Here is a 20,593-nt window from a genome sequence, read left to right on the forward strand (position 1 = left end):
ATTGCTTGGGAAGGGGGTACGGCCACATGTCGCAGGCGGGCACGGGGGACGGGGCGTCCGGAGCGCCCGGGGCCGACGACCGGCTGACGTCGGTCCTGCGGCCGGTGCGGGCCGGCAACGGCTTCGAGGAGGCCCTGGAGCAGATCCTCCAGGTGGTCAGGCTCGGCCTGGTGCCGGGCGGGGAGCGGCTGCCGGCGGAGCGCGAGCTGGCGGACCGGCTGGGGATCAGCCGGGTGACGCTGCGCGAGGTGCTGAAGGTCCTCCAGGACCAGGGTCTGGTCGAGTCACGGCGCGGGCGCTACGGCGGAACGTTCGTGCTGCCGCGCCCCGTGACCCCCGGCGAGGAGGAGCTGCGCCGCCGCCTGAAGGACGTCGACGTCGAGGACACGCTGCGCTTCCGCGAGGTCCTGGAGGTGGGCGCGGCCGGGCTGTGCGCCGCGCACGGGCTGGACGAGGAGCAGACGGACCGGCTCCGCGAGGCCCTGGCGCGCACGCACGACGCCCCGCTCGCCGAGTACCGCCGCCTGGACACCCTGCTGCACCTGACGCTCGCCGAACTGTCCGGGTCGCCGACGCTCACCGCCCAGTACGCCGCCGTACGCGCGACGGTCAACGACCTGCTCGACTGCATTCCGCTCCTCGTACGCAACCTGGAGCACTCCCAGCGGCAGCACACGGCCTTGGTGGAGGCCGTGATCGAGGGCGACGCGGAGTGCGCGCGGGAGACCATGCGCGAGCACTGCGGGGGGACGGCGGCGCTGCTGCGGGGCTTCCTGGGCTGAGCCCCGCGCTCTCGGGATCAGCGGGGCTTCGCGGCGGCTCGGGGTGAGCACGGATTTACGGGCGATTAACGCAGGGGTATTGCCCTCCCCCGCCGACCCCGCAAAGGTATGGATCCACTCCATTGAGCCGGAGCTCGGTCGACCCCACCGTGCCCGGAAAGAACTCCTGTCCGCCGCCCCGTGGGGAGTCTGCGCATGTCCCTGGAATCCACCGGTACACCCGCCGCCGAGGCGGACGACTATCTGGAACGCAGAACCCTGCGCCGCGGCAGCGCCGGCTGGGTGCTGCTGACCGGTCTCGGTGTCGCCTACGTCGTCTCCGGCGACTACTCGGGCTGGAACTTCGGCCTGGCCGAAGGCGGCTTCGGGGGCCTGGCGATCGCCATGGTCCTCATGGGCGCGATGTACGCCTGCATGGTCTTCGCCCTCGCCGAGCTGTCCTCGATCCTGCCCACGGCGGGCGGCGGCTACGGCTTCGCCCGCCGGGCACTGGGCCCCTGGGGCGGCTTCCTCACCGGTACGGCCATCCTCATCGAGTACGTCCTCGCGCCCGCCGCCATCGTCATCTTCATCGGCGACTACGTCGAGTCGCTGGGCCTGTTCGGCCTGGAGTCCGGCTGGCCGGTGTACCTGGTCTGCTTCGCGATCTTCCTCGGCATCCACCTCTGGGGCGTCGGCGAGGCGCTGCGCTTCAGCTTCGTCGTCACCGGCATCGCCGTGGTGGCCCTGATCGTGTTCGCGCTGGCGGCGCTGCCTGACTTCTCGTGGGGGTCGCTGGACGACATCCCGGTCGACACGTCGGCGGCGGGGTCGAACTCCTGGCTGCCCTTCGGCCTTCTCGGCATCTGGGCGGCGTTCCCCTTCGGCATGTGGTTCTTCCTGGGCGTCGAGGGCGTGCCGCTGGCCGCGGAGGAGACCAAGGAGCCGGCCCGTACGCTACCGAAGGCGATCCGCTGGTCGATGGCCATCCTGGTGGTGCTGGCCGTGGTGACCTTCTTCGCGGCCGCCGGCGCGCGCGGCTCGGCGGCGATCCAGGAGGCGGGCAACCCGCTGGTGGAGGCGCTCCAGCCGAACGGCGAGGCCACGACGCTGAGCCGGATCGTGAACTACGCGGGCCTGGCGGGCCTGGTCGCGTCGTTCTTCTCCCTGATCTACGCGGGCTCGCGCCAGCTGTTCGCCCTGTCCCGCGCGGGCTATCTGCCCCGCTTCCTCTCCCTCACCAGCAGCCGCAAGGCGCCGTACCTGGGCCTGCTGGTGCCCGGCACGATCGGCTTCCTGCTGGCGGCGGTGTCCGGGAACGGCGCCCGGATGCTGAACATCGCGGTCTTCGGCGCGACCATCTCGTACGCGCTGATGTCCCTGTCGCACATCGTGCTGCGCCGCCGCGAGCCCGAGCTGCCTCGGCCGTACCGCACACCGGGCGGCGTGCTGACCTCGTCGGTCGCCCTGGTGCTGGCGTGCGCGGCGCTGGTGGCCACGTTCCTGGTGGATGTGACGGCGGCGGTGATCGCGCTGGTGGTGTACGTGGTGGCGATCGCCTACTTCGGCCTGTACAGCCGTAAGCGTCTGGTGGCGAAGGCGCCGGAGGAGGAGTTCGCGGCGCTGGCGGCGGCCGAGGCAGAGTTGTTGGCACGGGACTGAAGTAGCGAGCTGTGAGGGAGTTTCTGTGGCCAGGCCGTTGATCGGTGTCAGCACCTATCTGGAGTCGGGTGCGCGCTGGGGCGTGTGGGAGCTGGACGCGGCGCTGCTGCCGGCCGGCTATCCCCGGCTGGTGCAGCGGGCCGGCGGCCTGGCCGCGATGCTTCCGCCGGACGACCCGGAGCACGCCTCCGCGGCCGTGGCCCGGCTGGATGGGCTCGTCATCGCGGGCGGCCCGGATGTGGAGCCCGTACGGTACGGCGCCGAGCCGCACCCCCGCACCGGGCCGCCGGGGCGGGCGCGGGACGCGTGGGAGCTGGCCCTGATCGACGCGGCGCTGGCCGCGGGCGTGCCGGTGCTGGGCATCTGCCGGGGCATGCAGCTCCTGAACGTCGCCCTCGGCGGCACGCTCGTCCAGCACATCGACGGGCACGCCGACGTCGTGGGGGTCTTCGGCAGCCACTCCGTGAAGCCGGTGCCGGGGAGTCTGTACGCCGATGCCGTCCCCGAGGAGACCTCGGTACCCACTTACCACCATCAGGCCGTGGACCGCCTCGGCGAGGGGCTGGTCGCGTCGGCGTACGCGGGGGACGGGACGGTGGAGGCGGTGGAACTGGCGTCCGGGGGGTGGGTGTTGGGGGTGCAGTGGCATCCGGAGATGGGGGAGGATCTGCGGGTCATGCGGGGGCTGGTACGGGCGGCCGGCGGCTGACGGAGGGTTCTTCGCCCCCGCCGCCCCTACCCGTCCCATCCCTCTGGGGCTCCGCCCCGGACCCCGCTCCTCAAACGCCGGAGGGGCTGAGTTTTTCAGCCCGTCCGGCGTTTGAGGACGAGGCCCCTTCAGGGCCGAAAGCGGGGGTCTGGGGGCGGCAGCCCCCAGGGACGGGACGGGTAGGGGCGGCGGGGGCGAGGAAACTACCCCCGGGTCAGCGACAGCAGGTCCCGGGCCGGGCCCACCGGGCGGTGGCCGGTGGGCCAGACCGCCCGTAGGTCCCGCGCGAGGGTCACGTCCGCCAGCGGCACCCTCACCAGCCGCCGCATCGACAGCTCCTCCCCCACCGCGAGTTCACTCAGCACCGCCGGCCCCGCCCCGCTCACCGCGGCCGCCTTCACCGCCGTGGTGGACGACAACTCGATCAGCGGCCGCGCCAGCCCACCCAGCGCCACATCCAGCACCTGCCGCGTCCCCGACCCCTTCTCCCGCAGGATCAACGGAGTCACCGCCAGCTCGGACGCCTCCAGCGGCCGTCGCCGACGCGACCAGGCATGCCCGGGCGCCGTCACCACGATCAGGTGGTCATGGGCGATGACGACGGAGTCCAGCCCGGTCGGGACGGTCAGCCCCTCCACGAACCCCAGATCCGCCTCGTCCGCCAGCAGCCGCTCCGCCACCGCCGCCGAGTTCCCGGCCAGCAGAGACACCGCCGTGTCCGGCCGCTGGGCCCGCAGGGCGAGGAGCCACCCCGGCAGCAGGTACTCCGCGATCGTCATGCTCGCCGCGACCCGCAACCGCGAGTCCCGCCGGTCCCGCAACGCCTGCGCCCCCACGTCGAACGCCTCCGCCGCCTCCACGATGCGCCGCGCCCAGTCCGTCACCAGCGCCCCGGCGTCCGTGAGCCGGGAGCCCCTCGGTGACCGGTCCACCAACGCCACCCCCAACTGGCGTTCCATCGACCGGATCCGGCTGCTCGCCGCCGGCTGAGTGATCCCCAGCTCGCGCGCCGCCCCGCCGAGACTGCCGAGCCGGGCCACCGCCAGCAACAGCTCCAGCGCGCCGAGATCCGGGACACGATGTGCCAGGGATCCCGCGCGAAACTGCCCCTCCGCCTGAGTCATAAGCCCAGTTTATGTCGCCATAGGGGCAAACTCCCTGGTGGGAGATGGCTGGTCCCGCGACGCTGATTCCATGGTCACCGCCGTCCGTCATCTCGGACCCAACTGGTACGCCGCCGTCATGGGCACCGCCGCCGTCGCCACCGCCGGAGCCGGGCTGCCGGTCCACGTCCCCGTCCTGCGTACCGCCTGCACGGCCGTCTGGGCGCTCTCCCTCGTCCTGCTCCTCGCGCTCCTCGCCGCCCGCGCCCTGCACTGGACCCACCACCGCGACCAGGCCCGCGCCCACCTCCTCGACCCGGCCACGGCACCTTTCTACGGCTGCCTGGCCATGGCCCTGCTGGCCGTCGGCGGCGGCGCGATCACCGTCGGCCGGGACTGGATCGGCGGCGAGGCGGCGGTCGTACTCGACGCCGTGCTGTTCAGCGCCGGTACGGCCGTCGGGCTGGCGGCCGCCGTCGCCGTCCCGTACCTCATGGCCGTACGCCATCGCGCGGAACCATCACAGGCCACGCCCGTGTGGCTGCTGCCGCTCGTCGCGCCCATGGTGTCCGCCGCCCTCGGCCCGCTCCTGGTGCCGCATCTGCCGCCCGGGCAGGCGCGGGAGACGCTGCTCCTCGCCTGCTTCGCGATGTTCGGGCTCAGTCTGCTCGGCACCCTGCTGATGCTGCCGCTGGTCTTCGCGCGGCTGATCACCGGTGGGCCGCTCCCCCTCGCTCTCACCCCGACCCTGTTCCTGGTGCTGGGCCCGCTCGGGCAGTCCACCACCGCCGTCGGCATGTTCGCGGACGTCGCCCCCGGCGTGCTCCCGGCCCCGTACAGCGAGGGCTTCGGCATTCTCGCCGTCCTCTACGGCGTCCCCGTGATGGGCTTCGCCCTGCTGTGGTCCGGGCTCGCCACCGCCCACGTCCTGCGCGCCCGACGGCACGGCATGGGCTTCACGATGACGTGGTGGGCGTTCACCTTCCCGGTCGGCACCTGCGTCACCGGCGCCGAGGCACTGGCCCGCCACACCGGTCTCGTCGTCTACGAGGGGCTCGCCATCGGGCTGTACGGCGTACTCGTCGCCGCCTGGACCATCGCCGCCGCGCGCACGGCCCATGGTCTGCTCAGGGGCACGCTGCTCGCAGGGCCTCACCCAGCACCCGCGGCGCCTCGGCCAGCGACGGCCCGTACCACGTCAGGTGCCGTCCACTGACCAGCGCGCAGGGCAGAGCGGGGAACGCCTCCGGGCCGTCGTCGGCCGTGAAGCGGTACGGCTCGTCGGGGAGGACCACGAGGTGCGGGGCCGCCGCCCGCAGGTCGTCCAGGGGGATGCGCGGGTAGCGGTCCTCGTGGCTCGCGTACAGGTGGTCCACGCCGAGGCGGGCCAGGACGTCGCCCGCGAAGGTGTCGCGGCCCAGCACCATCCAGGGGCGTCGCCAGATCGGGACCACCGCCGTCGTACGGAGTGCCGGGACCGGCAGTGACGACCAGGTCTTCTCCGCCTCGTCCAGCCAGTGCGGGCGGGCCGTCACGCCGCAGGCGTCCAGCACGCGCGTCAGCTCGCGGAAGGCCTGCGGTACGTCCCGCACCTCGGTGACCAGGACCTCGACGCCGGCCGCGCGGAGGGCGGCGAGGTCGGGCTCGCGGTTCTCCTCCTCGTTGGCGATCACCAGGTCGGGGGTGAGGGCGAGGATCCGGTGGAGGTCGGGGTTCTTCGTGCCGCGGACGCGGGTGACGTCCAGGCCGGCCGGGTGGCTGCACCAGTCCGTCGCGCCGACCAGGACGCCGGGGGCCGAGACGGCCACGGCTTCCGTCAGGGACGGCACCAGGGAGACGACGCGCATCAGCGCCCCGGCCGGTCCCGGACCGCCTCGATGTGCTCCGCCACCGCGACGACGACCACGCGCGTGTCCGGCACCGTCGCCCGCCAGCGGTGGCGGACCCCGCCGGTGAGGTACAGGGTGTCGCCGCGGCCCAGGCGGTAGGCCCGGCCCTCCGCCTCGATCTCCACAGCGCCGTCCGCGACATACATCAACTGGTCGTTGCGGTACTGGAATTCACGGCCCGCGTCATGGTCGCCGGTGAACTCCGAGGCGTGCATCTGATGGTGACCTCGCACCAGGGAACGCGCCCGGGGCTCCGGCGCCAGCTCGGTGGCCTCGGCCCGTACCACGTCGACGCTGCACGCCGGGTCGGCGGCGGCGAGGAGTTCGACGGCGGTCGTACGCAGCGCGTCGGCGACCTTTTCGAGGGAGCTCCTGCTGGGGCGCGCCCGGTCGTTCTCGATCTGGCTCAGGAAGGGCACCGACAGGCCGCTGCGCTCGGCCACGACAGCGAGGGTGAGCTCCAGCGCACGGCGTCGCCGCCGCACGGCCGCGCCCACCCGTAGGGGCTGTTCTTTGTGGTCGCCCATCGCTCCGGCTCCCTCCTTCGCTCGTCGCTCCGCTGTCCTCGCGCCCGTCGCCCGGCGCACACCGTCTGTTGAGTTCTCTGCACCCTACGCATGTTCGGCAAACCGTTTCATGCGCCCGTCACATCGACGACACGTCAGGGGGAGTACGACCCATTGGTTCGCGCCAGCCGGATCAGCTCCCCGGCCGCGCCGGCCGCCGCCGCGCCACCACTGACTCCCGATCAGCACCATTATCCCGTGTTCATTTCAATGATGCGGCGGCTTCCTGTGTTCCCTGGTGGGTGCGGGTGAAGTGCCTGGCCCGGGGGGGGCGGAGCTCGGGTGGTGGCGTAGCGCTCTGTGGTTGGCCGGATCCTTCCCGTAGGCGTGGGCAGCTCTGGGTCCGGCTCAGGGCAGGGTGACGCGAACGGCACCGGGTGCGGGATTCACGCGTACGTGCGTCCCACACCCGGTGCCTGTTGTGTCTCTGCCTGTGTTTGCTGGTTCTCCGCCTGTGTCTGCTGGTTCTCCGCCTGTGTCTACGTCACGACCCGCGGGTCTATCCCGCCACAGGCGCCAGCTCGTCCTCGATCCCGGGGTGAGCGTCCATCCAACGGCGGGCGGATTCCTTCTCGTTTCCGGCGCCGCCCTTCTGGATCTCCACCTCCAGTGAGGCGAGTTGTTCCTCGGTCAGCTTGAAGTTCTTCAGCCAGCCGCTCAGTTCGGGGAACTCCTGGCCGAAGTCCTTCTTGGCCACGGTATGGATCTGCTCGCCCTTGCCCCAGGCGCCCTTCGGGTCCTTGAGCTTCTTCAGGTCGTACTTGCCGTACGCCCAGTGCGGCGACCACAGCGTCACCACCACCGGCTCACGCTTCTTGATCGACCGGTCCAGCTCCGCCAGCATCGACGACGTACTCGACGACACCACCTTGTACTCGCCCTCGAGGCCGTACGCCTTCAGCACCGACTTGTTCAGCGTCCCCATCATCCCGGCACTCGCCTCGATGCCGATGATCTTCCCGCCGAACTTCTTCCCCTGCCCCTTCAGGTCGGCCAGCGAATCGACGCCCTTCACATAGGACGGGACCGTCAACTCCAAGGAAGTCGGCCCGTACCACGAGCCGAGGTCGTCCAACTTCCCCTTGAAGCGGTCCATGTACTCCTTGTGCGTGGTCGGCAGCCAGCCGTCCAGCTGTACGTCCATCTGCCCCTGTGCGAGCGAGGTGTAGAGCGGTCCGGGGTCGAGCTGCTTGACGTTCGGCTTGTAGCCGCGGTCCTCGAGGATGTTCTGCCAGAGGTAGGTGGCGGCGATGGCCTCGTCCCACGGGAAGTAGCCCATGTCGACGGTCTTGCCGGCGTCCTTGCCCTGCGCCTTCGCACCGCCGGCGACCGGGGCGAGCTTGTTCACCAGGCCCGGGTCCTTCTTCAGCCAGGTGCGGACACCGTCCTGCTCGTGGCCTTCGCCGGCGGCGCGGATGTCGTTCTCCAGGCCGGTCAGCTGCTTCTCGGTGAGCTTGAAGTCCTTCAGCCACTTCGCGACGACCGGGTCCTTCTTGGCGAACCCCTTGTGCGCGACGGTGTGGATCTGCTCGCCCTTGCCCCAGGCGCCCTTCGGGTCCTTGAGCTTCTTCAGGTCGTACTTGCCGTACGCCCAGTGCGGCGACCACAGGGTCACCACCACCGGCTCACGCTTCTTGATCGACCGGTCCAGCTCCGCCAGCATCGACGACGTACTCGACGACACCACCTTGTACTCGCCCTCGAGGCCGTACGCCTTCAGCACCGACTTGTTCAGCGTCCCCATCATCCCGGCGCTCGCCTCGATGCCGATGATCTTCCCGCCGAACTTCTTCCCCTGCCCCTTCAGGTCGGCGAGCGAGTCGATGCCCTTCACATAGGACGGGACCGTCAGCTCCAGCGACGTCGGCCCGTACCAGGCACCCATGTCGTCGAGCTGGGAGCTGTACTTGTCCCAGTACGCCTTGTGAGTGGTCGGCAGCCAGGCGTCGGTCTGGAAGTCGATGTCGCCGCGGGCCACTCCCGAGTAGAGCGGGCCGGGGTCGAGCTGCTTGACGTCGGTCTCGTAGCCGCGCTGCTCCAGGAGCTCCTTCCACAGGTAGGTGGTGGCGGTGCCCTCGTCCCAGGGGATGTAGCCGAGGTTGATCTTCTTGCCCTGTCCGACGTTCGTGCCGGCCGCGGCCTCCTGGCTGCTCCCGGAGCCGGCCAGGTTCATGCCGCCCGCGACGAGGGCGAGGATCACTACACCGATGACGGCCACGGCGCCGCCCGGCTTGTAATGCGCGAGCCTGAAGCGGCCCGCGGCGGCGACGGCGGCCTTGGCCGCGGCCCGGCGGCCGAGCGGGGAGACCCGCCGGCCCAGTGCTCCGGTCATACGGTCCAGGTACATCGCGAGGATGACCACGGCCACACCGCTCTCGGCGGCCAGGCCGACCTTGAGCTGGGTGATCGCGGAGTAGACCTGCTCGCCGAGGCCGCCGGCGCCGGCCATACCGCCGATGACCACCATCGACAGGGCCAGCATGATGACCTGGTTGACCCCGGCCATGATCGTCGGCAGCGCGAGCGGCAGCTGGACGCGTGCCAGGGTGCTGCGCGGGCTGGTGCCGAACGCCTCGGCCGCCTCGATCAGTTCGCCGTCCACCTGCCGGATGCCCAGCTCGGTCATGCGCACGCCCGGGGGCATGGCGAAGATGATCGTCGCGAGGAGGCCGGGGGTGGTGCCGACGCCGAAGAACATGACGCCGGGGATGAGGTAGATGAAGGCCGGCATCGTCTGCATGACGTCGAGCACCGGCCGCAGCTGGGCGCTGACCCGGTCGCTGCGGGCGGCCCAGATGCCGAGCGGCACCGCGAACACGATGGTGATGACCGAGGCGACGAGGACGAGCGAGAGCGTGTCCATCGCGTCGTCCCACAGCCCGAGCGAGTCGATCAGGGCGAGGCCGACGAAGGCCAGCGCACCGGGCAGCAGTCCGCGCAGCCAGCACGCGATCACCGCGAGGACACCGGCCATCAGCAGCGGCTCGCCGCCGCCGAGGACGGCGTCGACACCGTCGTACATGCCGCCGAGCACGGTGCTGATGATGTCGAACACCCAGGTCAGATGGGACTGGAGCCAGCCCACCAGGTCTTCGATCCAGTCGCCGAAGTGGAGCCTAGGCATTGGCGATCACCTTCCCGTCGCGGGTGCCGCGCGGGTTGTCGCAGGGGGCGGGCTCGCCCTGCTGGTCGCCGAGGACGCCGACGAGGCGTTGTCGGGAGACGCGTCCGACGAGTTTCCCGTCCGCGTCGAGGACCGCCACGGGGTGCGTCAGGCGGGCGCTGATCGCGCAGAGTTCGGTGAACGGTGTGTCCGCCGTCGCTGTCTCGCAGCCGCAGCCGACCTCGTCACCGATGACGTCCTCGTCCATGACGGCCGCCGCGGTCAGGACGCGGGAGCGGTCGACGTCCTGGATGAAGGAGGCGACGTAGTCGTTGGCCGGGCGCAGGAGGATGTCCTCCGCGGTGCCGGTCTGGACGATACGGCCGTCCCGCATGACCGCGATGCGGTCGCCCAGGCGCATGGCCTCGTTGAGGTCGTGGGTGATGAAGACGATGGTCTTCTTCAGGGTCTGCTGGAGCTGGAGCAGCTGGTCCTGCATGTCCCGGCGGATCAGCGGGTCGAGCGCGCTGAAGGACTCGTCCATGAGGAGCAGGTCGGCGTCGGTGGCGAGGGCGCGGGCCAGGCCCACGCGCTGCTGCATGCCGCCGGACAGCTCGTCGGGCCAGGACTTCTCCCAGCCGGCCAGTCCGCACAGGGCGAGCGCCTCGCCGGCGCGCTTCTCGCGCTCGGCGCGGGGCACGCCCTGCACGGCCAGGCCGTAGGCGGCGTTCTCCAGCACGCTGCGGTGCGGGAAGAGCGCGAAGTGCTGGAAGACCATGCTGATCTTGTTCGCGCGGACCTCGCGCAGCTCGCGGTCGCCGATCGCGGTCAGGTCGTGGCCGTCGAAGCGGACGTGACCCGCGGTCGGCTCCAGGAGCCCGTTGAGCATGCGCAGCAGGGTGGACTTGCCGGATCCGGACAGGCCCATGACGACGAAGATCTGGCCGGGTTCCACGGTGAAGGAGGCGTCGATCACGGCGGCGGTGGTGCCGTCGGCGCGCAGCTCCTCCCGGTCGGCTCCTTCACGGAGCCGTTCGACTGCCTCGTCCGGTCGTCTGCCGAACACCTTGTACAGATGTTCGGCCTCAAGCCTGGATGACACGGGTACCTCTTGTCTCGACGGCCAATGAACGGAGCGACGGCGCCGCAGTTGAATGCGCAAGTGTTGAATGCGCAAGCGCGTCGCTCCGGGGCCGCGCCTGCCCGCGTTCTCCGGGCACAAACGCACAAGTGGTCCAGGCCACAGACCTGGTCCCCCGGCGCCACTCGCCGCGCACCGACCGGCCACTGTCAGTGCGGTACGGCATGATGCGTGGCGTGACCGGACGACTGATGCTCCTCGACACCGCCTCGCTCTACTTCCGCGCCTACTTCGGCGTCCCGGACTCCGTGAGGGCCCCGGACGGCACTCCGGTGAACGCCGTGCGCGGGCTCCTCGACTTCATCGACCGCTTGGTCAAGGACCACCGCCCGGATGAGCTGGTGGCCTGCATGGACGCCGACTGGCGACCGCAGTGGCGGGTCGAGCTGATCCCCTCCTACAAGGCGCACCGCGTCGCCGAGGAGCACGAGGCCGGGCCTGACGAGGAGGAGGTGCCCGACACGCTGTCGCCGCAGGTGCCGGTCATCGAGGAGGTCCTGGACGCGCTCGGCATCGCGCGCGTGGGGGTCGAGGGGTACGAGGCGGACGACGTCATCGGCACGTTCACCGGTCGGGCGAAGGGCCCCGTCGACATCGTCACCGGCGACCGCGACCTGTACCAGCTGGTGGACGACGCGCGCGGGGTGCGGGTGCTGTACCCCCTCAAGGGCGTGGGCACCCTGCAGCTCACCGACGAGGCCTGGCTGCGCGAGAAGTACGGCGTCGACGGCGTTGGGTACGCCGATCTGGCGCTGCTGCGCGGCGACCCGAGCGACGGCCTGCCGGGCGTGCCCGGCATCGGCGAGAAGACGGCCGCGAAGCTGCTGGCCGAGTTCGGCGACCTCGCCGGGATCATGGCGGCGGTCGACGACCCCAGGGCGAAGCTCACACCCTCGCAGCGCAAGCGGCTGGACGAGTCACGGGCATACGTCGCCGTCGCACCGACGGTGGTGCGGGTCGCGGCCGACGTTCCGCTGCCCGACGTGGACACGGCGCTGCCGCGTACGCCCCGGGACCTGGCGCGGCTGGACGAACTGGCGGTGCGGTGGGGGCTGGGCGGGTCGCTGCAGCGTCTGCTGACGACGCTGGGGGCGTGAAGGGCGGGAAAGGCGTGAAGAGCGGGCGGGGTGGGCGAATGGGGATTATCGCGAGGGGAATTCGTACCTTGCGTGCGCGACATGCACCCTTTCATGAACGAGCCGTAGCGGCATTCTCCGGGACGAGGTGCTAACTTAGGTAAACCTAAGCTTGGAACGAGGGAGGCCAGTGATGGCGCAACGCCCTGCCCGCAAGCCGCGGAAGCCCCACTCCGCGCAGGTCATCCGTACCGAACGGCTGACGCCGCACATGCAGCGGGTGGTGCTCGGTGGCGAGGGGCTCGCCGACTTCACGGCGGACACCTGCACGGACCACTACGTGAAGATGCTGTTCTCCCCCGAGGGCGTGAGCTATCCCGAGCCCTTCGACCTGGAGCGCATCCGCGAGGAGCTGCCGCGCGAGCAGTGGCCGGTGACGCGGACGTACACCGTCCGGGCCTGGGACCCCGAGCACCGTGAGCTCACGCTGGACTTCGTGCTCCACGGCGACGAGGGCCTCGCCGGGCCGTGGGCGATGCGCGCCCAGCCGGGCGAGACCGTGCGCTTCATGGGTCCCGGCGGCGCCTACGCTCCCGATCCGGACGCCGAGTGGCATCTGCTCGTGGGTGACGAGAGCGCACTGCCCGCGATCGCCCGCTCCCTGGAGTCGCTGCCCGACGGCGCCACGGCGTACGCCTTCGTGGAGATCGCCGGCCGCGAGGAGGAGCAGAAGATCGACTCCGATGTCGAGGTCGTCTGGCTGCACCGCGGCGCCCGCCCCGTTGGCGAGGCGCTGGTGGAGGCCGTACGCGCGCTGGAGTTCCCGGAGGGCCGGGTGCACGCCTTCGTCCACGGCGAGGCGCACTTCGTGAAGGAGCTGCGCCGGCTGCTGCGGGTCGAGCGCGGCGTGGCCCGCGAGGACCTGTCGATCTCCGGCTACTGGCGGCTCGGCCACGACGAGGACGGCTGGCAGGCCTCCAAGCGGGACTGGAACGCGCGGATCGAGGCGGAGCAGGAGGGGGCGGCACCGGCCGCGTAGCCCCTGCTCTTGTGTGAATGCTTCTGGCCCCTGCCCGTGTATGAATGCTTCGAGGGGCGGCACCTTTCCCGGTGCCGCCCCTTCGCCGTGCCCGTGCCCCGTCACCCCGGCCGGGCTCGCCCCGGGTCGGTCGCCCTTCACGCGCGCGTGCGTTTTCCCGCCGCCGTACGCTTGATCGTGATGAGACGCCGTACGCCACCCCCGCCCTCTCCCCTGCCGCAGCGCGACGGGATCGACGCCGTGCGGGTGCGGCTCCCCTTCGAGGGGGCGTGGGCCACCGTGCGGGAGCATCTGGTGGAGCGACTCAGGGGGGCGGCGCCCGGGGTCGTCGCGGGGATGTTCGACGCGGGGCTGGTCGTCGGGGCGGACGGACAGCCGGTGCCGCCGGACGCGGCGTATGTGCCGGGGATGTTCGTGTGGTTCCACCGGGAGCTGCCCGCCGAGGTGCGGGTGCCGTTCGCGGTGGACGTCGTCTATCGCGACGAGCACATCGTCGTCGCCGACAAGCCGCACTTCCTGGCCACGACGCCGCGCGGCGGCCATGTCACCGAGACCGCGCTGGCGCGGCTGCGCCGGGAGTTGGGCATCCCCACACTGGGCGCGGCCCATCGCCTCGACCGGCTCACCGCCGGGCTGGTGCTGTTCACGGTGCGGCCCGAGGAACGCGGCGCCTATCAGACGCTGTTCCGCGACCGGCTGGTGCGCAAGGAGTACGAGGCGGTGGCGCCGTACGATCCCGTGCTCGCCCTGCCCCGGACCGTGCGCAGCCGCATCGTGAAGGAACGCGGGGTGCTCGCGGCCCGGGAGGTCGAGGGTGAGCCGAACGCCGTCACGCGGGTCGAGGTGGTCGAGCATCGCCCCGATGGACTGGCCCGGTACCGGCTGGTGCCCTCGACCGGGCAGACCCATCAGCTGCGGGTCCATATGAACGCCCTCGGCGCACCGATCCTCGGCGACCCGCTGTACCCGGAGGTGACCGACCCCGCACCGGCCGGCGACTTCCGGCGTCCGCTCCAACTGCTGGCGCGGACGCTGGAGTTCACCGATCCGGTCACGGGGACACCACACCGGTTCCGCAGCGCGAGGGCCCTGGAGGCCTGGGTCTCATACTCCGAGTGGGCGGCTCCGCGGCCGCCGTACGCGGAGCCGGCTCAGTCTCAGTAACCCCGCCACCACACCAGGAAGCGCCGCCAGGCCCCCTTCGGCCGGACCGGTTCCGGCGTCGGCGCGGGCTGCTGCTGGGGCGCGGCCGGCTGAGGCGCGGCCGGCTGAGGCGCCGGAGCGGGGGTCGGCTGCACCTGGGGCGTGCCCACCTGCCAGGTGGCGCGCTGGGGCGGGACCGGAGCGCGGCCCGGCTTCTGCATCACGTCCTGCGGAGGCTTGGGCGCGAAGCGGACCGGCATCTCCACCAGGTGGCTCGAGGCGATCGACCCCCGCCACTCCAACTCGTCCTCGTCGCAGTCGAGTTCGACGTCCGGCAGCCGCATCAGGAGCGCGTCGACGCCGACTTCGGCGATCGCACGACCGATGTCGGCGCCCGGGCACTCGTGCGGACCGCCGCCGAAGGCGAGGTGGGAACGGTTGCCCATCATGTTGGCGCCCAGGTCGGGGCGTACCCGCGGGTCGACGTTGCCCGGGGCCGGGGCGAAGAGCAGCCCGTCGCCCTTGCGGATGCGCTGGCCACCCAACTCCGTGTCCTGCTTGGCGAAGTAGGCGAAGACGGTGCTGAACGGCGGCTCGTCCCACAGGGACTGCTCGACCGCCTGCGGAACCGTCATCTGGCCGCCACTGAGCTGGGCGCGGAACCGCGGGTCGGTGAGGACCACGCGCAGCACGTTGGCGAGGAGATTGGCGGTGGCCTCGTAGGCGGCGATCAGCACGACCCGCAGGTGCTGGCCGATCTCGTCGTCGGTGAGCCGGGCCGGGTGGTTGATCAGGTGGGTCGCGAAGTCCTCCTCGGGCCTGGCCCGGCGCTTGGCCGTGAGCCGCATCAGCGCGTCCATGATGTACGCGTTGCTGGCGATGGCGGTCTCGGTGCCCTTGAGCATGTCGCGGGCGGCCTCGACGATACGGTCGTTGTACTCGTCGGGCATGCCGAGGATCTCGCACATCACGGCCATCGGCAGATGCTCGGTGAACTGGCCGACCAGGTCGGCGCGGCCCTCCTCGCAGAACCGGTTGACGAGGCGCTGCGTGGAGCGGTTGATGTGGCGGCGCATACCGCGGTGGTCGATGGTGGACATGGCGCCGGTGACCGCGCCGCGCAGCCGCAGGTGCTCGTCGCCCTCCGCATGGGAGCAGATCGGCTGCCAGGCGATGTGCGGCATCAGCGGGTGGTCGGGCTTGACCATGCCCTCCAGGAGCGGGCTCCAGATACGGCTGTCCCGGCAGAACTGCGAGGGCGTACGCACCATGTGCAGGTTCTCGGTGTGACCGAGGACCACCCACATCGGCACGTCCTCGTGCAGCAGCACGGGCGCCACCTGGCCGTGCTGCTCGCGCAGTTTCTCGTACAGCTCGCTCAGGTCCTCCGCCTCGTGGAGCCGGTGCAGTCCTCCGGGGCCGAGTCCGAGCCCATGGGCGGGGCAGCCGGGCGGCGGGGTGAAGGGGTCGTGCGTACCGGTCGGGGAATGGGATTCAGGCGTCACAGTGGTCGCTCCGAAGTGGATCCGGTGTCTGGGGAGTCAGGACGGATGCGGATGCAGGGGGTTGCCGGGGGATACAGAAGGATGCGGGGGTCGCCGGATGCCCGGGGTGGGGACCGCTCCGGCGGACGGGCCTACCTGAGCGCTCCCGACATGGCGAGCGAGTGCAGGAAGCGCATCAGGGTCATCAGGACGTCGCGGCTGGAGGCCCGGCGGCGTACGTCGCACTCGACGATGGGGATCTCCGGGTCCAGGTCGAGGGCCGTGCGCAGGTCGTCCACGGGGTAATTGGGCGCGTCGGGGAAGGAGTTGACGGCGACGACGAACGGCACGCCGCGCTCCTCGAGTCGCCCTATGACGTCGAAGCTGACTTCGAGCCGCCGGGTGTCGATCAGCACGACCGCGCCCAGCGCGCCCTCGAACAGCCCGTTCCACAGGAACCAGAAGCGCTCCTGGCCGGGAGTGCCGAAGAGGTAGAGCACGAGCTGGTCGGTGATGCTGATGCGGCCGAAGTCCATGGCCACGGTGGTGGCCGTCTTGGAGTCCGAGCCGAAGTTGTCGTCGACACCGATGCCGGCCTGCGTCATGGTCTCTTCGGTGGTCAGCGGCCTGATCTCGCTGACCGAGCCGACCATGGTCGTCTTGCCGACCCCGAAGCCGCCCACGATCACGATCTTGACCGCCGCCTCGGCCGTGTGCGGCAGCTGGTCCTCGGTCCGTGGACCGGGGATGGTGTCAGAGCCTTTGAAGTCCATGCATCACCGCTTCGAGAAGGGAACGGTCGGCGACGGCCTGGCGCACGATCGGGTCGCGCGCCGTCACCAGTTCGGCCGTCAGCATGTCGGTGAGCAGGACCGTCATCGTGCTGAACGGCAGGTTGAGATAGGCCGAGAGTTCGGCCACGGACAGGGGAGACGTGCAGAGCCGGAGCAGCGCCGTCTGCTCGGGCGCGGCGGAAGGCGGTGGTTCGGCGCTCGCCACGATTAAGGTGACGAGGTCGAGCTCGGCGCGCTCGCCGTCCTTTCCGGCCACCACGAAGAGCCGTTCCGGGTTCTTCTTCTCCCCCGGCTTCTCCCCCGGCCGGGGCGACTGTGGGGGCCGCTGTTCCGTCGGATGTCGCCGCTGGCGTTGCGGAGGACTCATACGGTATGCCCGTTGCGCCGGGGCGGACTGGTGAGATGGGCACCGATCCGGGCGACGAGGTCGGACATGCGGTTGCTCATCATTCCGGGTTCGGCGAACGTGTCGGAGAGCACGGCGAGATAGGCGTTGGCACCGGCGGCCATCAGATAGAAGTAGCCGCCGTTGATCTCGATGAGGACCATCTTCATCTTGCCGTCGCTGTTGGGAATCTCCGAGGCGACGGCGGCCGCCAGGCTCTGCAGGCCGGCGCAGGCCGCGGCGACGCGGTCGGCGGTGTCCGGGTCACCGCCGTAGCGGGCGATGCGCAGTCCGTCGGCGGAGAGCACGACGATCATCTCGATGCCCGGTACGCCGTCGTGGAGCTCCTTGAGCATCCAGTCGAAGTTGGCGCGCTGCTGGATCACTTGAGGTCCCCCTCGTCATCGGCCTCGGGGCGGGCCGGTTGGGCGGGTCGGGTTCGCGGCTTGAGTGTGAGCGGGTCGGGCTTGTCCTTGAGTCCGTTCCAGAACGCCTCGACCCACGCACCGGGGGCGGGCTCGTCCTTCGCCGGCTCGGGCTCGGGTTCGGGCCTGGTCGTCGACCAGACCGTCGGCCTGCCCTCCCGTTCGGCCTGCTCGATGGCCGCCTGCTCGGCGATCCGCTTGCTGAGCGGGGTCTTGACCCGGCTGCGGCGCTGCGGCAACCCGTTGGCGGTCCATTCGGTGACCACGGGGACGTCGTCCTCCATGGAGACCGTGGCGGGGATCTTCGGGCTCGTGGGGCGGCGCTTCTTCGGGGTGCGCTTGGGACCTTCGAGCGCGCCGGGTCCGAGCTTGGGCGCCGCCGCGGCACCGATGCCGTGGGCGTATCCCGGTGCGGCGTCGGTGGTCAGCATCTCGCGCGGGATGATGAGGACCGCGCGGACCCCGCCGTACGCGGAGGTGCGCAGGGAGACCTGCATGTTGAACGCCGTGCACAGCCGGCCGACGACGGCCAGGCCGAGGCGCGGGGACTCGCCGAGTTCCTGGAGGTCCGTGCCCTGCTTGGCCCGCTCGAGCATGCCCTCTACCCGGGCACGGGTCTCCTCGCTGAGGCTGACGCCCGCGTCCTCGATCTCGATCGCGATGCCGGTCTGCACCTCGGTGGCGGTGACGCGCACTTCGGTCTGCGGCGGCGAGTAGCGCGTGGCGTTGTCGAGCAGCTCGGCCGCGGCGTGGATGACCGGCTCGACGGAGATGCCGCGGACGTTGACCGAGACGATGGAGTCCAGCTTGATCCGGCGGTACTCCAGGATCCGGGACATGGCACCGCGCAGCACGCTGTACAGCTGGACGGGGTTGGGCCACTGCCGGCCGGGGCGGCCGCCGCCGAGCACGGAGATGGAGTCGGCGAGACGGCCGATCAGCATGGTGCCGTGGTCGATGCGCAGCAGGTCGTCGAAGACCTCGGGGTTACGGCCGTGGTCCTCCTCCATCTCCCTCAGTTCCGCGGCCTGTTGGTGGACGATCGACTGGACGCGGCGGGCGATGTTGACGAAGGAGCGCTGGGCGGAGTCACGCAGGGCTTCCTCGTGGTCGATGATGTCGAGCATCGTCTTGACCAACGCGACCTGTGCCGGAGGGAGTTGGGCATAGGACGGGTCGATCTGGGCGAGGTCGCGGATCACCTCTCGGGGTGAATTGTCACAGCGCAGCCGGTGGATCGCGGCGGGCGTGATCTCCGTGGCGAGGCGGATCATCTCGTCGTCGTGGGCGGCGACACGCCGTTCCAGATACGCGGTGTGACGGGCGTGCTCGGCCCGCAGCTCCCGCAGGGCGCGACCGCGGCGAACCGCCTGGGCCGCGCATGCCAGTACCAGCAGCATGGCCACGGCACCGCATACGCCGACGGCCGTCCGGGCCGGTTCCGCCACGACGGCGACGGCGGCTCCGGTCGCCGCGGCCATCAGTATCGCCGGTAGCAACAGCGTGCGTGTGTAAGGGAGTTCACCGCGACGAGGCGGGGATTGAACGCTCACCATGTGGGCCCTCTGAAACGAATCGGGTGGGTGTAGGGGGAGCTTGCAGGGGGGAATGTCATGGGTATGTCGGAATCTTCTGCATGATTGGGAACAAGCGCACGATTACACCTCAACTAGGTGCGCTGCGGGCGAGCTTAGTCCGACCGGATCATCGCTGTGTCATATTCAGCAAGCACCTGAAATGGGGTGCGCGGCGGTAGTACGCTCGGCCTCATTTACACGCTCGGAGCACATTCGCACACGGTGCGTTACGGCGTTCGCGTGTGCGATGAGCACTCACCGTGACGGGTGAAGACCGGATTCCGGCTGACGCGGCGGCTCAGCGAAGGCTCAGTGAGGGCTCGGCGAGAGAGGTCCGCCCTGCCGCGGACGACAAACGCCGACGGCACGGCTGGGCGCGGACGACAAAAAAGAAAGGCAAGGAGGTCTCCGACTCCTTGCCACTCTCAACTTATAGCGCACCGGGGGGCTTGCGGCAAGGCCCCCGTCATACCGCAGAATCTCCGGCCTAGGCCAAAAGACCTGCGGAAACGGGGAGTCTCAGGGTGCGTGTGGTGTTGTCGACCTATGGGTCGCGGGGTGACGTGGAACCGATGGTCGGGCTCGCGGTGCGGTTGCGGGAGCTCGGCGCGGAGGTGCGGGTGTGCGCTCCGCCGGACGAGGATTTCGCGCGGCGGCTGGCCGGTGTCGACGTGCCGCTGGTGGCGGTCGGCCCGTCGGCGCGTGCGCTGACGAAGGCGGCGCCGCCCCCGTCGTCGATCCCCCGGCGTGCGGCCGAGGTGATCGCCGGCCAGCTGGAGACGATCCCCGCGGCGGCGGAGGGGTGTGACGTGCTGGTGGCGACCGGCATGACGCCGGCCGTGGCCGGCGCGCGGTCGGTGGCCGAGAAGCTGGGCATCCCCTCCGTGTCCGTGACCTTCCAGCAGCTCCAGTTGCCGTCGCCGCACCGCCGACCGCTGGAGTACCGGGGCCGCCCGTTCCCACCCGAGGTCACCGACAACCGGGTGCTGTGGGACCTGGACTCCGAGAGCATCAACGCGCTGTTCGGCGAGGCGCTCAACACGAACCGGGCGTCGATCGGCCTGCCACCGGTGGACAACGTCCGCGACTACGTCTTCGGCAGCCGGCCGTGGGTGGCGACGGACCCGGTCCTGGACCCGCTGCACGAGATGCCGGGCCTCGACGTCGTCCAGACCGGCGCGTGGATCGCGCCCGACCTCCGCCCGCTCCCGGCCGGGCTGGAGGCGTTCCTGGAGGCCGGCCCGCCGCCGGTGTACGTGGGCTTCGGCAGCATGCCCCTGCACGCGTCGGCGGACGCCGCCCAGGTGGCCATCGACGCGGTCCGCGCGCAGGGCCGCCGGGTACTGGTCTCCCGCGGCTGGGCCGACCTCGCCCTGACCGACGACCAGGACGACTGCTTCGCCGTGGGCGAGGCCAACCACCAGGCACTGTTCACCCGCGTGGCCGCCGTCATGCACCACGGCGGCGCCGGTACGACCACCACGGCCGCCCGGGCCGGCGCGCCCCAGGTCGTGGTGCCCCAGATGGCGGACCAGCCGTACTGGGCCGGCCGGGTGGCCGACCTGGGCATCGGGGCGGCACACGACGGTCCGACGCCGACCTTCGAGTCCCTGTCGACCGCGCTCGAAACGGCCCTGACCCCCGAGACCCACACGCGCGCCACCGCCGTGGCGGCCACGATCCGCACCGACGGGACAGAGGTGGCCGCGAAGCTGCTGCTCGACATGGCCGTCTGA

Annotated in this window: 18 protein-coding genes; 8 read left to right on the forward strand and 10 right to left on the reverse strand. The window is 71.0% G+C overall.

Annotation, left to right across the window (positions count from 1 at the left end):
* Window positions 1-26: 26 nt before the first annotated feature.
* The 3 genes from ABIE67_RS10160 to ABIE67_RS10170 all read left to right on the forward strand — a co-directional run bounded on the left by ABIE67_RS10160 (window position 27) and on the right by ABIE67_RS10170 (window position 3,132).
* Window positions 27-782: a FadR/GntR family transcriptional regulator gene (locus tag ABIE67_RS10160; RefSeq protein ID WP_370255965.1), complete on the forward strand. Its 756-nt coding sequence runs from the start codon at window positions 27-29 to the stop codon at window positions 780-782.
* A gap of 195 nt (window positions 783-977) precedes the next feature.
* On the forward strand, window positions 978-2,423 hold the full coding sequence (gene eat, locus ABIE67_RS10165) for an ethanolamine permease (protein WP_370255966.1): 1,446 nt from the start codon (window positions 978-980) through the stop codon (window positions 2,421-2,423).
* Between the two features lie 25 nt (window positions 2,424-2,448).
* Window positions 2,449-3,132 carry a gamma-glutamyl-gamma-aminobutyrate hydrolase family protein gene (locus ABIE67_RS10170; RefSeq protein ID WP_370255967.1) on the forward strand — a complete coding sequence of 228 codons (684 nt, stop codon included), beginning with the start codon at window positions 2,449-2,451 and terminating at the stop codon, window positions 3,130-3,132.
* A 203-nt stretch (window positions 3,133-3,335) separates the two neighbouring features.
* Here ABIE67_RS10170 and ABIE67_RS10175 read toward each other — a convergent pair whose 3' ends face one another.
* On the reverse strand, window positions 3,336-4,256 hold the full coding sequence (locus ABIE67_RS10175) for a LysR family transcriptional regulator (RefSeq protein WP_370255968.1): 921 nt from the start codon (window positions 4,254-4,256) through the stop codon (window positions 3,336-3,338).
* 70 nt (window positions 4,257-4,326) lie between these two features.
* Between ABIE67_RS10175 and ABIE67_RS10180 the strand changes: the two genes are divergently transcribed.
* On the forward strand, window positions 4,327-5,451 hold the full coding sequence (locus ABIE67_RS10180) for a TDT family transporter (RefSeq protein WP_370255969.1): 1,125 nt from the start codon (window positions 4,327-4,329) through the stop codon (window positions 5,449-5,451).
* On the opposite strand, the gene ABIE67_RS10185 is transcribed toward ABIE67_RS10180, so the two are convergent.
* The 4 genes from ABIE67_RS10185 to ABIE67_RS10200 form a co-directional block, all read right to left on the reverse strand.
* Window positions 5,363-6,082, reverse strand: coding sequence for a helical backbone metal receptor (locus tag ABIE67_RS10185; RefSeq protein WP_370255970.1), 720 nt, complete (start codon window positions 6,080-6,082; stop codon window positions 5,363-5,365). The genes ABIE67_RS10180 and ABIE67_RS10185 overlap by 89 nt on opposite strands.
* Window positions 6,082-6,651 carry an XRE family transcriptional regulator gene (locus ABIE67_RS10190; protein WP_030054267.1) on the reverse strand — a complete coding sequence of 190 codons (570 nt, stop codon included), beginning with the start codon at window positions 6,649-6,651 and terminating at the stop codon, window positions 6,082-6,084. The genes ABIE67_RS10185 and ABIE67_RS10190 overlap by 1 nt, the downstream gene beginning before the upstream one ends.
* Before the next feature lie 538 nt (window positions 6,652-7,189).
* Window positions 7,190-9,814 carry an ABC transporter permease/substrate binding protein gene (locus ABIE67_RS10195; RefSeq protein ID WP_370255972.1) on the reverse strand — a complete coding sequence of 875 codons (2,625 nt, stop codon included), beginning with the start codon at window positions 9,812-9,814 and terminating at the stop codon, window positions 7,190-7,192.
* Window positions 9,807-10,895 carry a glycine betaine/L-proline ABC transporter ATP-binding protein gene (locus tag ABIE67_RS10200; RefSeq protein WP_370255973.1) on the reverse strand — a complete coding sequence of 363 codons (1,089 nt, stop codon included), beginning with the start codon at window positions 10,893-10,895 and terminating at the stop codon, window positions 9,807-9,809. The genes ABIE67_RS10195 and ABIE67_RS10200 overlap by 8 nt, the downstream gene beginning before the upstream one ends.
* Window positions 10,896-11,101: 206 nt before the next feature.
* On the opposite strand from ABIE67_RS10200, the gene ABIE67_RS10205 reads away from it, so the two are divergent.
* The 3 genes from ABIE67_RS10205 to ABIE67_RS10215 all read left to right on the forward strand — a co-directional run bounded on the left by ABIE67_RS10205 (window position 11,102) and on the right by ABIE67_RS10215 (window position 14,213).
* A complete protein-coding gene (locus tag ABIE67_RS10205; protein ID WP_370268417.1) occupies window positions 11,102-12,031 on the forward strand; it encodes a 5'-3' exonuclease H3TH domain-containing protein in 930 nt (309 codons plus the stop codon).
* Window positions 12,032-12,203: 172 nt separating this feature from the next.
* Entirely contained in the window at window positions 12,204-13,049 is an 846-nt protein-coding gene (locus ABIE67_RS10210; RefSeq protein ID WP_370255974.1) for a siderophore-interacting protein, read from the forward strand.
* Window positions 13,050-13,229: 180 nt separating this feature from the next.
* The gene (locus ABIE67_RS10215) at window positions 13,230-14,213 is read left to right on the forward strand and encodes an RluA family pseudouridine synthase (RefSeq protein WP_370255975.1); all 984 of its coding nucleotides are present in this window, start codon (window positions 13,230-13,232) and stop codon (window positions 14,211-14,213) included.
* Here ABIE67_RS10215 and ABIE67_RS10220 read toward each other — a convergent pair.
* From ABIE67_RS10220 to ABIE67_RS10240, 5 genes are all read right to left on the reverse strand, one after another.
* The gene (locus ABIE67_RS10220; RefSeq protein ID WP_370255976.1) at window positions 14,207-15,697 is read right to left on the reverse strand and encodes a cytochrome P450; all 1,491 of its coding nucleotides are present in this window, start codon (window positions 15,695-15,697) and stop codon (window positions 14,207-14,209) included. The genes ABIE67_RS10215 and ABIE67_RS10220 overlap by 7 nt on opposite strands.
* A gap of 131 nt (window positions 15,698-15,828) precedes the next feature.
* On the reverse strand, window positions 15,829-16,449 hold the full coding sequence (locus ABIE67_RS10225) for an ATP/GTP-binding protein (RefSeq protein WP_370255977.1): 621 nt from the start codon (window positions 16,447-16,449) through the stop codon (window positions 15,829-15,831).
* Window positions 16,430-16,837, reverse strand: coding sequence for a DUF742 domain-containing protein (locus ABIE67_RS10230; RefSeq protein WP_370255979.1), 408 nt, complete (start codon window positions 16,835-16,837; stop codon window positions 16,430-16,432). The genes ABIE67_RS10225 and ABIE67_RS10230 overlap by 20 nt, the downstream gene beginning before the upstream one ends.
* Entirely contained in the window at window positions 16,834-17,241 is a 408-nt protein-coding gene (locus ABIE67_RS10235; protein WP_370255980.1) for a roadblock/LC7 domain-containing protein, read from the reverse strand. Before ABIE67_RS10235 ends, ABIE67_RS10230 begins: the two co-directional genes overlap by 4 nt.
* Window positions 17,238-18,836, reverse strand: a complete 1,599-nt coding sequence (locus tag ABIE67_RS10240; RefSeq protein WP_370255981.1) for an ATP-binding protein — start codon at window positions 18,834-18,836, stop codon at window positions 17,238-17,240. The genes ABIE67_RS10235 and ABIE67_RS10240 overlap by 4 nt, the downstream gene beginning before the upstream one ends.
* Before the next feature lie 593 nt (window positions 18,837-19,429).
* Between ABIE67_RS10240 and ABIE67_RS10245 the strand changes: the two genes are divergently transcribed.
* Window positions 19,430-20,593: a glycosyltransferase gene (locus ABIE67_RS10245; RefSeq protein WP_370268421.1), complete on the forward strand. Its 1,164-nt coding sequence runs from the start codon at window positions 19,430-19,432 to the stop codon at window positions 20,591-20,593.

The sequence above is a fragment of the Streptomyces sp. V4I8 genome (assembly GCF_041261225.1).
GTDB lineage: Bacteria > Actinomycetota > Actinomycetes > Streptomycetales > Streptomycetaceae > Streptomyces.